This window comes from Collimonas sp. NPDC087041 (genome assembly GCF_044745265.1).
In the GTDB taxonomy this organism is placed as follows: Bacteria; Pseudomonadota; Gammaproteobacteria; order Burkholderiales; family Burkholderiaceae_D; genus Collimonas.
In genome coordinates this window covers 220246-233891 of sequence record NZ_JBIUZX010000006.1, presented here as the reverse complement: position 1 = coordinate 233891, position 13646 = coordinate 220246, and the positions used below count along the sequence as shown (strand labels likewise).

The 13646-nt window shown below is 57.1% G+C and carries 13 protein-coding genes; 11 read left to right on the top strand and 2 right to left on the bottom strand.

Going from position 1 to position 13646, the window contains the following annotated elements; genetic code table 11:
- The first annotated feature begins 25 nt into the window (after nucleotides 1–25).
- The 5 genes from pstB (at nucleotide 26) to ACIPF8_RS13415 (ending at nucleotide 4925) form a co-directional block, all read left to right on the top strand.
- Entirely contained in the window at nucleotides 26–814 is a 789-nt protein-coding gene (gene pstB, locus ACIPF8_RS13435; RefSeq protein WP_400421661.1) for a phosphate ABC transporter ATP-binding protein PstB, read from the top strand.
- A gap of 84 nt (nucleotides 815–898) precedes the next feature.
- Complete coding sequence (gene phoU / locus ACIPF8_RS13430) at nucleotides 899–1606, top strand: phosphate signaling complex protein PhoU (protein WP_400421659.1); 708 nt, start codon at nucleotides 899–901, stop codon at nucleotides 1604–1606.
- Between the two features lie 137 nt (nucleotides 1607–1743).
- A complete protein-coding gene (locus ACIPF8_RS13425; protein WP_400421657.1) occupies nucleotides 1744–2433 on the top strand; it encodes a winged helix-turn-helix domain-containing protein in 690 nt (229 codons plus the stop codon).
- Nucleotides 2434–2521: 88 nt separating this feature from the next.
- Entirely contained in the window at nucleotides 2522–3826 is a 1305-nt protein-coding gene (phoR, locus tag ACIPF8_RS13420; protein ID WP_400421655.1) for a phosphate regulon sensor histidine kinase PhoR, read from the top strand.
- A 166-nt stretch (nucleotides 3827–3992) separates the two neighbouring features.
- Nucleotides 3993–4925, top strand: coding sequence for a patatin-like phospholipase family protein (locus tag ACIPF8_RS13415; protein WP_400421653.1), 933 nt, complete (start codon nucleotides 3993–3995; stop codon nucleotides 4923–4925).
- 137 nt (nucleotides 4926–5062) lie between these two features.
- On the opposite strand, the gene ACIPF8_RS13410 is transcribed toward ACIPF8_RS13415, so the two are convergent.
- Nucleotides 5063–5629 carry a C40 family peptidase gene (locus ACIPF8_RS13410; RefSeq protein WP_400421651.1) on the bottom strand — a complete coding sequence of 189 codons (567 nt, stop codon included), beginning with the start codon at nucleotides 5627–5629 and terminating at the stop codon, nucleotides 5063–5065.
- Between the two features lie 259 nt (nucleotides 5630–5888).
- Here ACIPF8_RS13410 and ACIPF8_RS13405 point away from each other — a divergent pair, with 259 nt between their 5' ends.
- The 5 genes from ACIPF8_RS13405 (at nucleotide 5889) to ACIPF8_RS13385 (ending at nucleotide 12360) form a co-directional block, all read left to right on the top strand.
- Nucleotides 5889–6296, top strand: a complete 408-nt coding sequence (locus tag ACIPF8_RS13405; protein ID WP_400421649.1) for a heme-binding protein — start codon at nucleotides 5889–5891, stop codon at nucleotides 6294–6296.
- Between the two features lie 469 nt (nucleotides 6297–6765).
- Nucleotides 6766–7944, top strand: a complete 1179-nt coding sequence (carA, locus tag ACIPF8_RS13400; RefSeq protein ID WP_400421648.1) for a glutamine-hydrolyzing carbamoyl-phosphate synthase small subunit — start codon at nucleotides 6766–6768, stop codon at nucleotides 7942–7944.
- The gene (carB, locus tag ACIPF8_RS13395) at nucleotides 7937–11158 is read left to right on the top strand and encodes a carbamoyl-phosphate synthase large subunit (RefSeq protein ID WP_400421646.1); all 3222 of its coding nucleotides are present in this window, start codon (nucleotides 7937–7939) and stop codon (nucleotides 11156–11158) included. Before carA ends, carB begins: the two co-directional genes overlap by 8 nt.
- Before the next feature lie 198 nt (nucleotides 11159–11356).
- Entirely contained in the window at nucleotides 11357–11833 is a 477-nt protein-coding gene (greA, locus tag ACIPF8_RS13390; RefSeq protein WP_061533129.1) for a transcription elongation factor GreA, read from the top strand.
- Nucleotides 11834–11898: 65 nt separating this feature from the next.
- The gene (locus ACIPF8_RS13385; RefSeq protein ID WP_400421644.1) at nucleotides 11899–12360 is read left to right on the top strand and encodes a DUF4149 domain-containing protein; all 462 of its coding nucleotides are present in this window, start codon (nucleotides 11899–11901) and stop codon (nucleotides 12358–12360) included.
- Nucleotides 12361–12457: 97 nt separating this feature from the next.
- Here ACIPF8_RS13385 and ACIPF8_RS13380 read toward each other — a convergent pair whose 3' ends face one another.
- Nucleotides 12458–12928, bottom strand: coding sequence for a YhbY family RNA-binding protein (locus tag ACIPF8_RS13380; RefSeq protein ID WP_400421642.1), 471 nt, complete (start codon nucleotides 12926–12928; stop codon nucleotides 12458–12460).
- A gap of 31 nt (nucleotides 12929–12959) precedes the next feature.
- On the opposite strand from ACIPF8_RS13380, the gene ACIPF8_RS13375 reads away from it, so the two are divergent.
- A complete protein-coding gene (locus ACIPF8_RS13375; RefSeq protein WP_400421641.1) occupies nucleotides 12960–13604 on the top strand; it encodes an RlmE family RNA methyltransferase in 645 nt (214 codons plus the stop codon).
- Nucleotides 13605–13646 lie beyond the last annotated feature (42 nt).

Genomic DNA, 13646 nt, shown 5'->3' with positions numbered 1-13646 from the left:
CGCTTTCATTTAGATTGCCATCATTATGCAAACATCAATCAAGTTGAACCCGCTCGATAAAAAGCCGACCATTGAAATCTCTGGACTGAATTTTTTCTACGGCAATTTCCAGGGCTTGAAGAATATCAACCTGCAAGTCAATGAAAAGAAAGTGACAGCGTTCATCGGCCCGTCCGGTTGCGGCAAATCGACTCTGCTGCGTACCTTGAACCGCATGTACGACCTGTATCCCGGCCAGCGTGCGGAAGGCCAGATCATGTACGCCGGTCGCAACATCCTCGAGCCAGGACAGGATCTGAACATGCTGCGCGCCAAGGTCGGCATGGTGTTTCAGAAGCCGACGCCGTTCCCGATGTCGATCTACGACAACATCGCCTTCGGTATCCGTCTCTACGAAAACCTGCCGAAAGGCGAAATGGATGAGCGCGTCGAATGGGCGTTGTCCAAGGCGGCGCTGTGGGGTGAAGTCAAGGACAAGCTGAACAAGAGCGGACTCAGCCTGTCCGGCGGCCAGCAGCAGCGCCTGTGCATCGCACGCAGCGTTGCGGTGCGTCCTGATGTGCTGTTGCTGGATGAGCCAACCTCGGCGCTGGATCCGATTTCGACCGCCAAGGTGGAAGAGCTGATCAGCGAATTGAAGGTCGATTACACCATCGCCATCGTTACCCACAACATGCAGCAGGCGGCGCGTTGCTCCGACTACACCGCCTATATGTATCTGGGTGAACTGGTCGAATTCGGCGAAACCGACCAGATCTTCATGAATCCGGCGCGCAAGGAAACGCAAGACTACATCACGGGACGCTTCGGCTAAGGTTGGCATAGAGCTGGCGGCCGTTGGAAAAAAACAAACCGGTACAGGCACAAGCCTGGCCTTAAAGAAATCGAAGGAAATCAGATGACAGGCGAACATTCTTCAAAACAGTACGACACCGATCTGGAAACCATTCGTTCCAAAGTGTTGCTCATGGGCGGCCTGGTTGAACGCCAATTCCAGGAAGCCATCAACGTTTTCCGTAACGGCAACCTGGATGCGGCTGAGCGCGTCATCAAGGACGACGACCAGGTCAATCGCCTGGAAATCGAACTGGACGATGCCTGCAGCCACCTGATCGTGCGCCGCCAGCCAACCGCCAACGACCTGCGTACCGTGATGGCAACCATCAAGGTCATCACTGACCTGGAGCGGATCGGCGACGAAGCCGCCAAGATCGCCCGCACCGCAATTCATTTGCACAAGCGCGGCGCCGGCACCATCGACCATACCGAGACGGTACGCGTGATCGCCGCCGGCGCTGCTGACCTGCTGCACGATGCACTGGATGCGCTGGCGCGCCTCGACGAAAAGCAGGCGACGCTGCTGATTGCGCAGGATGTCGTGATCGATCGCGATTTCCGCTCGATCATGCGCAACCTGATCACCTTCATGATGGAAGATCCGCGCACCATCTCTGCATCGATGGATACCTTGTGGGTAGCCAAGGCGATTGAGCGCATTGGCGATCATGCCAAGAATATCGCTGAATACGTGATCTATATCGTTGAAGGCAAGGATGTCCGCCATACCGATTACGCTACCGGCCGGCTTGACGACAGCGACGCCTGAGGCACGGCGAATTTCGTGGAACGCATCATGGGGAACAAGTTAATACCTTTATTTCACCTCTATGCATAAAAAATTTGTGTATGACACCAATTGCGGTACTGCCAGTTCTTTCACATCGCCCGTTGCATCTGGAAAAAATGGCTGCCGATAAAACTTCCATCCTGATCATCGAGGATGAGCCGGCCATCGCCGAATTGATAGGCTTTACCATCAAGGAAGCCGGCTGGTCGCCGTCGATCGTGCATACCGCCGCCGAAGGCTGGGAATTTGTGCAGCGGCGCATGCCGCATCTGGTCTTGCTGGATTGGATGCTGCCCGACCAGAGCGGCTTGCGCCTGCTGTCGCAAATGCGCGCAGACCGTCAGCTGCAGTCGATGCTGGTGATGATGCTGACTGCGAAAAGCATGGAGGAAGACAAGATCGCCGGCCTCGATAATGGCGCCGACGATTACATGACCAAGCCTTTTTCGCCGCGCGAACTGACTTCGCGCGTCAAGGCCCTGTTGCGCCGCAAAGGCGCTGACGAGGCGCCCGGCGTGATGCAGGCGGGCGCGGTGTCGCTTGATCCGGCCAGTTGCTCGGTCTGTCTGGAAAACCAGAAAATCGATATCGGCCACGCCGAATACCGCTTGCTGAAATTCTTCATGGCCAACCCGGATCGGGTGTTCTCGCGCAGCCAGTTGCTGGACAAGGTGTGGGGCGATCACGTCGTCATCGAAGAGCGTACCGTCGATGTCCACGTACTGCGCTTGCGTAAGGCCTTGCGCGAGTCGGAACACTTGATTCGCACGGTACGCAGCGTCGGGTACATGCTCTCGGCAAAATAGCCCGGCGCAAACGTTCCTGATCGAAGCTTTTAATTCATCGCTATCATCGCTATAAAGCCGGCGCACTTCTATTGCATAATCCTTACTTATGAACCCACAGATGCTGTTCTGGATCCCGGCCTTGCTGCGGATCCTGTTGATCTTCGTCATCTCGGCCATCGTCTGGGCCTTGTTCGGCGCGGTCCCCGGGCTGTTGCTTGGGCTGGGCTTGATGTCGGTTGCCGTGGTGGTGCAATTGCATTACCTGTTCCGTCTCAGCGGTTGGCTCGACAATCCGCGCAGTGAAAAACTGCCCGACGGCTGGGGCGCCTGGACCGACATTTTTTCGCGCCTGTATCGCCTGCGCCGCGACGACGAGAAGCACCAGACCGAATTGAGTGAGTGGCTGGCGCGGTTCCGTCAGGCGATGCATCTGCTGCCGGATGGCGTCGTCATCATGGATGATGTGCTGTTCCTGGAGTGGTGCAACCCGGCGGCGGAACGCCATCTCGGGCTGCAGCACGGACGCGACAAGGGCATGCGCGTCACCAACCTGATTCGCAATCCGGATTTCATCGACTACATCATTCTCGGCCGCTACGACCAGCCGCTGACCTTGAGCCTGCGTGAGCGGAAACTGATCGTACAGATCATCCCGTTTGAAAACCGCCGCCAGATTCTGGTTACGCACGACGCCACCGAGTCCGAACGGATCGACATGATGCGGCGCGATTTCATCGCCAATGCCTCGCATGAATTGCGCACGCCGCTGACCGTGATCAACGGCTTCCTGGAAATCGCCCAGGCCCAACCCGACCTGGACCAGAAGACCCGTGCCGCCCATCTGCAGTTGATGACGGAGCAGGGACATCGCATGCAAAACCTGATCGGCGACATGTTGACCTTGACGCGCCTGGAGTCGATCGACTATCCGATGCGTCCGGAACCGGTCGACATCGACGCCATGCTGCACAGCCTGTTGTTGGAGGCTGAGGTGCTGTCGGCCGGCAAGCACACGTTCTCACTGTCGATCGATGGGCCGGATATCAACGGCAGCAACGACGAGTTGCGCAGTGCATTCAGCAACCTGATTTCCAATGCGGTGCGTTACACCCCGGCTGGCGGAAAAATCCAGATCATGTGGCAGAACAGCAAGGCGGGTCCGCAACTGGTGGTCAAGGATTCCGGCATCGGCATCAGCGCCGAACATATCTCGCGCCTGACCGAACGCTTCTACCGCGTCGACAAGAGCCGCTCGCGCGAGACCCAAGGCACCGGCCTCGGCCTGGCGATCGTCAAGCATGTGTTGTTGCGTCATAACGGTACGCTTGGCGTCGAGTCGCGACCGGGCGAGGGCAGTGTATTCACCGTCAGGCTGCCGGCGACCTCGGTGGTGGCGAGCGAGACTGCTTAACAGCCGCTTAAGCGCGTCATGGTGGGGACACCTTGATCTGCGAGGGCGGTACGGCTGAAGTGCTCAACATCGGCTACAATTCTGCGGCGACCGGGCCTAGCCGGTCGTGATTGCCGACGAGAAAATATAGTCGGCATTTACGTTTCCCATTTTTTAGCCAAATCCCATGCCTTCTCCGCGCCTGTTGCCGTCCCTCGCTCTTGCTCTTTGTACCGTGCTGACTGCCTGCACCGGCAGTTCGATCCTGGCCCCGAACAAGACCGTGCCAGTGGCGTCGACACCGCCCGTCAGCCTGCCAAAGACCAGCAAGCCGATCAAGATCGGGCTGGCGCTGGGCGGCGGTGCTGCCCGCGGGTTTGCGCATATCGGCGTGATCAAGGCGCTGGAATCGCAGGGAATCGTGCCTGACATCGTCGTCGGCACCAGCGCCGGCAGTGTGGTCGGCGCCATGTACGCGGCAGGGAATAATGGCTTTGCGTTGCAGAAGATCGCTCTGCAGATGGATGAGGGCGCGATTTCCGACTGGTCGGTGCCATTCTTTGCTAAGGTCAGCGGCGTGCTGAAAGGCGAGGCGATCCAGAATTACGTCAACAAGACCGTGCACAACGTGCCGATTGAGCAGTTGAAGATTCCATTCGGTGCGGTTGCTACCGACTTGCATAGTGGCGCACCGATCCTGTTCCGGCGCGGTAATACCGGCCTGGCGGTGCGTGCATCGTCGGCGGTGCCAGGTGTGTTCCAGCCAGTCACTATCGGTGGCCGCCAATATGTCGACGGCGGCCTGGTGTCGCCGGTGCCGGTGCGGTTTGCCAAGGAAATGGGCGCCGATTTCGTCATCGCCGTCAATATCTCGGCGTCGCCGGAGGCGCAGGCGGCATCGAGTTCAGTTGATGTCTTGCTGCAGACTTTCGCCATCATGGGACAAAGCGTTAACAACTATGAATTGAAGGATGCCGACATCGTTATCCGTCCGGACCTGGGTGCGATGAAGGGTAACGATTTCGCTGGACGCAATACGGCGATCCTGGCCGGCGAGCAGGCTGCGATGGCGCAGATGGCAGTGATCAAAAAGAAGCTGCAGGACAAGCGCGAACAGTAATGTGCGGTATGCCTGGCGTGCGCCGTCAGCGCGCGGCTTTTCCAGTTTGATGAGTAAGCAAAAAGCCCCTGCAGATCGGATATCTGCAGGGGCTTTTTGTTTGTTCGTGAGCTGGCGGTGCAGCTGTTACCGATGGGTTACTGGTGATTATCGTCGCCCTGTTCAGGATCGCTGATGCGGCGCGCGCCGTTGAAGCGGGCTTTCCAGTAGGCCAGGTCCATGCTTTCGATGCGAACCGTAGCACCGGCTCGCGGGGCGTGGATGAATTTGTTGTCGCCGAGGTAGATGCCAACGTGCGAGAAGCTGCGGCGCAACGTGTTGTAGAACACCAGGTCGCCGGGCTGCAGGTCCTGGGTGTCGACTTTTTGGCCGCTGCGGCTCAATTCGGCTGCAGTGCGTGGCACATTGACGCCCCAGGCGTCCTTGAATACGTAGCGGACCAGGCCGCTGCAATCGAGGCCGTTTTCCGGATTGTTGCCGCCGTATTTATAGTGAATGCCGATCATGCCCATTGCGCTGACTGCCAGCTCCGACGCCCGATCGGTAAATTGCTGGAGTTTGCTGCGGGTGCTGCTCGGTTGGGGACGCACATCGATATCGGTGATATCGGAAGCGTGAGCCGGCGAGCACAGCCACAGGCTGGCAATGAGAGCGCACGCAAGTGCAACTGTCTGGAATAAGGGGAAGGCTTCTTTAATCGTCATCGTTATGGATGGGCTCTGGAACATTACGATCGCACGAATGTAAGTGAATAAGAGGTGCCTGTCAAATTTGATAGGCGCATATATAAATACAGAGGCATGACAAGACGGCAAATCGAAGCTAAAAGTTCCTGAAAAATTTTGCGATTCTGCTTTAAAGCAAGTGTCGTGCCGGAAATAAATAAACCGATTTGCGGAGCGGCTGCTGCCTATTGCCGAGCACTAAAGTACAATCAACAGTTATTTTTACAAGGAGCAAAAATTGAAAACGAAACATGTTTTGACACTCGACGACGTGAAGAAAATTGCAGCGGCCGCTGAAGCTGAGGCGCTGGCAAACCGTTGGGCTGTGACCATTTCGATCGTCGATGACGGCGGTCATCTGCTGTGGCTGCAACGCCTGGACGGCGCTGCGCCAATTTCGGCGCATATCGCGCCAGCCAAGGCCAAGACTGCCGCTCTGGGTCAACGCGAATCGAAAATCTACGAAGACATGATCAATAACGGTCGCTTCTCGTTCATCACCGCGCCGAACCTGGAAGGCTTGCTGGAGGGTGGCGTACCTATCGTGGTCGACGGTCAATACCTGGGTGCGGTTGGCGTGTCTGGCGTGAAGTCGGCTGAAGATGTGCAAATTGCCAAGGCCGGTATCGCCGCGTTGAGCGCGTAATATCTTTGTATTTGGGTGCAGCCGCTGCGATAGTCGGGCCTGGTGCAATGTGGTGCAAGCGTTGCGAGGTTTTGGTGCGGCGGTCCGTGGTTGTTCCCCAGATGTGAATAGCGTGGCTTGTCTTTGTTGAAATGTCGAACTGGCAAGTCGCCAATTATTGGCAGTGGTTACCGTGGCGACAGTCATAGTTTGTCAGTATTGTTGTTAATTGAATCACGTCTTTTGTTTTTCCTAATTATTTATACAAAAATCCCGCAGGTTGGTATCCGTTCGGATTGCCGGGAAGGGTGTTGTCGGCTATAATTGCAGGGTTTAGCCCAATTTACTCCGCCGTAGCGCATACCACCTTCCATTTCGTCCCAAAAAGACTGATAAACCGTCAAATCAACGCTGTTTGGGCGCTTGTTTGGGGATTTATAGCGGTCGCTTGGCGCAGCGCAGCGGCGGTAACAACATCAGGAGTTACCCCTTGCAGCCATTTTTTTCTGGCCTCACCGTACCGGCCATCCTCGCGCTAGCAGATGGGACGATTTTCCAAGGTATTTCCATTGGCGCCGTTGGTCATACGACAGGTGAAGTCGTATTCAACACCGCCATGACCGGCTACCAGGAAATCCTCACCGATCCAAGCTACAGCCGCCAGATCGTCACCCTCACTTATCCGCATATCGGCAATACCGGCGTCAATAAAGAGGATGTCGAGTCCTCCCAGATCCACGCCGCCGGTCTCATCATTCGCGATTTGCCGCGCCTGGTTTCGAATTTCCGTTCCACCCAAACACTGGATGCCTACCTGCAGGAATCGAATATCGTCGCCATCGCCGGTATTGATACTCGCAAGCTGACCCGCATCCTGCGCGAAAAAGGCGCACAGGGCGGCGCGATCGTCGCTGGGGAGTCGGACATTGCCGCCGCAACCGCGAAAGCGCTGGAGCTGGCGCGCGGCTTCCCCGGCCTGGCCGGCATGGACTTGGCTAAGGTGGTGTCGACTACCAAGGCGTATAGCTGGAGCGAGACGGAATGGCGTCTCGGCCGTGGCTACGACCAGCAGATCACTCCTAAGTACCACGTGGTTGCTTTCGACTACGGCGTCAAGTTCAACATCCTGCGCATGCTGGCGCAGCGCGGCTGCAAGATCACTGTGCTGCCGGCCCAGGCTTCGGCTGCCGATGCGCTGGCGCTGAATCCGGACGGGATTTTCCTGTCCAACGGTCCCGGCGATCCGGAGCCATGCGATTACGCGATTGCCGCTGCCAAGGAGCTGATCGAGCGCGGCGTGCCGACCTTCGGCATCTGCCTCGGCCACCAGATCATGGCGTTGGCTTCCGGCGCCAAGACGCTGAAGATGAAGTTCGGCCACCACGGCGCCAATCATCCGGTACAAGACCTGGATAGCAAGCAAGTGCTGATCACCTCGCAAAATCACGGCTTCGCCGTCGATGGTGCGACCTTGCCGGCGAATTGCCGCGTGACCCACGTATCGTTGTTCGACGGTTCGCTGCAAGGCTTTGCCCGCACCGACAAGCCGGCATTCTGCTTCCAGGGCCACCCGGAAGCGTCGCCTGGCCCGCATGACATCGCCCCTTTGTTCGATCGTTTCATTCAATTGATGAATCAAACGATGTTGGAGAAAAATAAAAATGCCTAAGCGTAGTGATTTAAAAAGTATTCTGATTATCGGCGCCGGCCCGATCATCATCGGCCAGGCTTGCGAGTTCGACTATTCCGGCGCACAGGCCTGCAAGGCGCTGCGCGAAGAGGGCTATAAAGTCATCCTGGTCAACAGCAACCCTGCAACCATCATGACCGACCCGGAGATGGCCGATGTGACGTACATCGAGCCGATCACCTGGCAAGCGGTTGAGCGCATCATCGCCAAGGAAAAGCCGGACGCGATTCTGCCGACCATGGGCGGCCAGACTGCGCTGAACTGCGCACTGGACCTGCATCGCCACGGCATCCTGGAAAAATACAAGGTCGAGCTGATCGGCGCATCGCCGGAAGCCATCGACAAGGCTGAAGACCGCTCCAAGTTCAAGGCCGCAATGACCAAGATCGGTCTCGGTTCGGCCCGCTCCGGCGTCGCCCACACCATGGACGAGTCCTGGGGCGTGCAGAAGGAACTCGGCTTCCCAGTCATCATCCGTCCGTCGTTCACCATGGGCGGCACCGGCGGCGGTATCGCCTACAACGCGGAAGAATTTGAAACCATTTGCAAGCGCGGCCTGGAGGCATCGCCGACCAAGGAACTGCTGATCGAAGAGTCGCTGATCGGCTGGAAAGAGTATGAGATGGAAGTGGTGCGCGACAAGGCGGACAACTGCATCATCGTCTGCTCGATCGAAAACCTGGATCCAATGGGCGTGCATACCGGTGACTCGATCACGGTCGCACCGGCGCAAACGCTGACCGACAAGGAATACCAGATCATGCGTAACGCCTCGCTGGCGGTATTGCGTGAGATCGGCGTCGACACCGGCGGTTCCAACGTGCAGTTCTCGGTCAACCCGGCCGATGGCCGCATGATCGTCATCGAAATGAATCCGCGCGTATCGCGTTCTTCCGCGCTGGCATCGAAGGCGACCGGTTTCCCGATCGCCAAGATCGCGGCCAAGCTGGCGGTTGGTTTCACACTGGACGAGTTGCGCAACGAAATCACCGGCGGTGCTACACCGGCGTCGTTCGAGCCTTCGATCGACTACGTGGTCACCAAGATTCCGCGTTTTGCGTTTGAAAAATTCCCTACTGCCGACAATCATCTGACTACTCAGATGAAATCGGTGGGCGAGGTGATGGCGATCGGCCGCACCTTCCAGGAATCGTTCCAGAAAGCCTTGCGCGGACTTGAAGTCGGCGTCGACGGCATGAACGAAAAGACCCAGGACCGCGAAGTCATCGAAGAAGAACTCGGCGAGCCGGGCCCGGATCGTATCTGGTATGTCGGCGATGCGTTCGCCCAGGGTTTCACTTTGGAAGAAGTGCATCAGCTGACCCATATCGATCCATGGTTCCTGTCGCAGATCAAGGAAATCGTCGATATCGAACTGTGGCTGGAAAACAGCCAGACGCTGGAAGCGCTGGATCGTGACACCTTGTTCCGCCTCAAGCAAAAGGGCTTTGGCGACCGTCGCCTGGCCAAGCTGCTGAAGACTACCGATACCGACGTGCGCAAGAAGCGCCTGGCCTTGAATATCCGTCCGGTCTACAAGCGCGTTGATACCTGCGCCGGCGAATTCTCGACCAATACGGCTTACATGTACTCGACCTACGAGGAAGAGTGCGAATCGAATCCGACCAACAAGAAGAAGATCATGGTGTTGGGCGGCGGTCCTAACCGTATCGGCCAGGGTATCGAATTCGATTACTGCTGCGTCCACGCGGCGCTGGCGATGCGCGCAGACGGCTACGAGACCATCATGGTCAACTGCAACCCTGAAACCGTATCGACCGACTACGACACTTCCGATCGCCTGTATTTCGAGCCGGTGACACTGGAAGACGTACTGGAAATCGTCGACAAGGAAAAGCCATACGGCGTGATCGTGCAGTACGGCGGCCAGACGCCTTTGAAGCTGGCGCTGGATCTCGAAGCCAACGGCGTGCCTATCGTCGGCACTTCGCCGGACATGATCGATGCCGCCGAAGACCGCGAGCGTTTCCAGAAGCTGCTGCACGACCTGAACTTGCGCCAGCCGCCTAACCGTACTGCGCGTACCGAAGAAGATGCCTTGCGCCTGGCGCAGGAAATCGGCTATCCGCTGGTGGTGCGTCCGTCGTACGTGCTGGGTGGCCGCGCGATGGAAATCGTTCACGAGCAACGCGATCTGGAGCGCTATATGCGCGAAGCGGTCAAGGTCTCGCACGATTCTCCAGTATTGCTGGATCGTTTCCTGAACGACGCTATCGAAGTTGATGTCGACTGCCTGTCTGACGGTGAGCGCACCTTCATCGGCGGCGTCATGGAACATATTGAGCAGGCTGGCGTGCACTCCGGCGACTCGGCTTGTTCGCTGCCGCCTTATTCGCTGGCGCAAGCCACCATCGAAGAGATCAAGCGCCAGACCGCGCTGATGGCCAAGGGCTTGAACGTGGTCGGCCTGATGAACGTGCAGTTCGCGATTCAGCAGATCGATGGCCAGGATGTCGTGTTCGTGCTGGAAGTCAATCCACGCGCCTCGCGTACCGTACCGTTCGTATCCAAGGCAACCGGTTTGCAACTGGCCAAGATTGCAGCGCGCTGCATGGTCGGCCAGTCGCTCGACAGCCAAGGCATCAAGGGTGAGGTTGTGCCGAAATACTTCAGCGTCAAGGAAGCGGTTTTCCCGTTCGTCAAGTTCCCCGGCGTCGATACGATTCTCGGCCCGGAAATGAAATCGACCGGCGAAGTGATGGGTGTCGGCAAGACCTTCGGCGAAGCATTCGTCAAGTCGCAGTTGGGCGCCGGCATCAAGTTGCCGAAGTCGGGCAAGGTGTTCCTGAGCGTCAAGGGCAGCGACAAGCCGCGCGCGGTGCAGGTTGCGAAGGACCTGGTGGCGCTCGGCTTCACGGTCGTGGCGACCAAGGGTACAGCGGCAGCGATCGCTGCTGCCGGCGTGCCGGTGGAAACCGTCAACAAGGTGGTCGAGGGACGTCCGCACGTGGTCGACATGATCAAGAACAATGAAATTTCATTGGTGATCAACACGGTCGAGGAAAAACGCAGCGCCATCGTCGATTCCCGCGCAATCCGGACGTCGGCCCTGGCAGCCCATGCCACGACCTACACCACGATTGCTGGTGCGGAAGCGGCGGTCGAAGGCATGCGCCATCTGGACGAGTTGCATGTCTATGATTTACAAGGCCTGCATAAAACCTTACACTAAGGTCAGATCAGGATGCGCCTAGGCGCATCCTGAATCGCTTTCGGGCTGCATTGGCGCCTGAAAGCTGCCGAAACGTACAATTTAGCGATAGAAGTTCCTGCGGAGGTCATAAGCGCACCCTTTTTTGGTACGCTTTTGACCTCCGTGACCTTTTATTGCGTATGTGAAACCTACCTATATTTGTTGAATATCATTCCTATGAGCTCAGTACCTCTTACCAAGCATGGCGCGCAGTTGTTGAAAGATGAACTCCATCATTTGAAGACGAAAGAGCGTCAAGCTGTCATCAAGGCCATCGCCGAAGCGCGCGCGCATGGCGATCTTTCGGAAAACGCGGATTACGATGCGGCGAAAGAGCGCCAAGGTTTCGTCGAAGGCCGGATCGCCGACCTGGAAGGAAAGCTGGGCGCGGCGCAGATTATTGATCCGGCAACCCTGGATGCGGATGGGCGCGTGGTGTTTGCTTCGACCGTCGATCTGGAAGACCTGGAATCGGGCGATAAAGTCACTTATCAAATCGTCGGTACCGACGAGGCCGACATCAAGCTGTCCAAGGTTTCCGTGACTTCGCCGATTGCACGTGCGCTGATTGGCAAGACGGCAGGCGACGTGGTGGGCGTGCAAGCACCGTCCGGCATTCGCGAATATGAAATCCTGGAAGTCCGCTACGTCTAAAGCGTGGTCGTGATGGCGCCCGGCGGCGCCAGCGCGGCATTCAATCAGAAAATCCGGGAGCGGCAATGTTTGTAGTGCGATTCAGATTGTTAATCGCTACCTTGTGGGTTGGTAGTTTGTGGACGATAGGCGGACTGGTTGCGCCGGTCTTGTTCACCACGTTGTCGGACCGCGCACTGGCGGGCACGATCGCCGGCAGCCTGTTTCGGATTGAAGCGTGGCTGGCGGTAGTTTGCGGCCTGTTGCTGATCATGTTGTTCAGCTATCGCACCCATGACGACTCCGCGCCCTTGCGTAAAACCTTGCTGCGCCTGACTCTGCTGATGCTGGTCTGTAACGTGGTCGGCTATTTCTGCCTGCAACCGTTCATGGCTAGCCTGCGTGAAGCGGCGGCCTTGACCGGCGGCGTCATGAGCGACAGCGCCAGGACGCAGTTCGGCATCCTGCATGGCGCTTCCAGCGGGATTTATCTGATCCAGGGCTTGCTAGGGGTTGGGCTGATCTTGCGGTTGCGCAGCTTGCGTTAGAAGCAAGGGGAGGGGCGCTGGCGGATGGCCGGCGCCGCCGTATCGGAATACGGCTCCCTGGGTATTGCTATTTGATGGCTGCCGAGGCGGCCGGCCATTAACGGCCCAATGCCGATTTCTTGCTGCTCTTCTGGCGCGGCTTGGCGCGTTTGATGTTGCCGCCTTGCGTCACGCGTTCATTGCCTTTTACCATGACCTTGGTTACCGATGGCCGCTTGGTGCCGCTCGGGCTTGGCTTGACGATGGTGACTTCGCGCATGCCTCTGCCACGGGTTTCGCTGTGCTCTTTGACAGCATCTTTTTGCGGGCGATACAGGACCAGCAATTTACCGATGTGTTGTATCGGTGCAGCACCGAGTTTCTCGCAAATGGTTTCGTAGATAGCAATCCGTGCTTCGCGATCATCACCGAATACACGTACTTTAATCAGGCCATGCGCATTCAGATTGAGATCGATTTCCTTCATCAGGGACGGTTTCAGGCCATCTTCGCTGATCAGGACCACTGGATTGAGTCCGTGGGCTTGGGAACGGAGCTCGCTGCGCTCGGCAGATGTAAGTTTCAACATAAAAATTCCTTAAAAACGGTATTCTACGCGAATGGCAAAGAAGAAATTAAACAAAAACTGGCTACACGACCACATTAACGACCCTTACGTGAAGCTGGCGCAAAAAGAAGGCTACCGTGCGCGGGCTGCTTACAAGCTAAAAGAAATCGACGAATTGGACAAGCTGATCAAGCCTGGCCAGATCATCGTCGACCTTGGATCCACGCCGGGCAGCTGGTCGCAGTACGCCCGCAACAAGCTGGCCGGGCAGGATGGCGGCGGTATCCACGGCATGATTATCGGCCTGGATATCCTGCCGATGGAGCCGATTGCCGATGTCCATTTCATCCAGGGCGATTTCCGCGAAGCGGAGAGCTTGCAACGCCTGGAGCGTCTGCTGGAGGGGCGCAAGGTCGATCTGGTGTTGTCCGACATGGCGCCGAACTTATCCGGAATTGCCATATCTGATGCAGCGCGGGTCGAGGAAATTATCGATTTGGCAATTGAGTTCGCGCAGCAACATATGAAGCCTAGCGGCGCGCTGTTGGCAAAATGTTTCAATGGGACCGGCTACAATGAAGTGTTGATGAAATTCCGTCAAGAATTCAAAACGGTGGCCTCCAGGAAGCCGAAAGCCAGCCGCGATAAGTCGTCGGAAATCTTCTTACTTGGAAAGATATTGAAAAATCCGCGATAGTTATCAAGTTTTCCTTGATTTTTCATTGGTGCAGCCGCATAT

What these genes read in the sequence shown, in the direction of transcription:
- carB (WP_400421646.1), top strand. Translation starts at nt 7,937, where the DNA reads ATGCCTAAGCGTAGTGATTTAAAAAGTATTCTGATTATCGGCGCCGGC.
- ACIPF8_RS13380 (WP_400421642.1), bottom strand. Translation starts at nt 12,928, where the DNA reads ATGTTGAAACTTACATCTGCCGAGCGCAGCGAGCTCCGTTCCCAAGCC.
- ACIPF8_RS13415 (WP_400421653.1), top strand. Translation starts at nt 3,993, where the DNA reads ATGCCTTCTCCGCGCCTGTTGCCGTCCCTCGCTCTTGCTCTTTGTACC.
- ACIPF8_RS13385 (WP_400421644.1), top strand. Translation starts at nt 11,899, where the DNA reads ATGTTTGTAGTGCGATTCAGATTGTTAATCGCTACCTTGTGGGTTGGT.
- phoU (WP_400421659.1), top strand. Translation starts at nt 899, where the DNA reads ATGACAGGCGAACATTCTTCAAAACAGTACGACACCGATCTGGAAACC.
- ACIPF8_RS13410 (WP_400421651.1), bottom strand. Translation starts at nt 5,629, where the DNA reads ATGACGATTAAAGAAGCCTTCCCCTTATTCCAGACAGTTGCACTTGCG.
- ACIPF8_RS13425 (WP_400421657.1), top strand. Translation starts at nt 1,744, where the DNA reads ATGGCTGCCGATAAAACTTCCATCCTGATCATCGAGGATGAGCCGGCC.
- ACIPF8_RS13375 (WP_400421641.1), top strand. Translation starts at nt 12,960, where the DNA reads ATGGCAAAGAAGAAATTAAACAAAAACTGGCTACACGACCACATTAAC.
- pstB (WP_400421661.1), top strand. Translation starts at nt 26, where the DNA reads ATGCAAACATCAATCAAGTTGAACCCGCTCGATAAAAAGCCGACCATT.
- greA (WP_061533129.1), top strand. Translation starts at nt 11,357, where the DNA reads ATGAGCTCAGTACCTCTTACCAAGCATGGCGCGCAGTTGTTGAAAGAT.
- phoR (WP_400421655.1), top strand. Translation starts at nt 2,522, where the DNA reads ATGAACCCACAGATGCTGTTCTGGATCCCGGCCTTGCTGCGGATCCTG.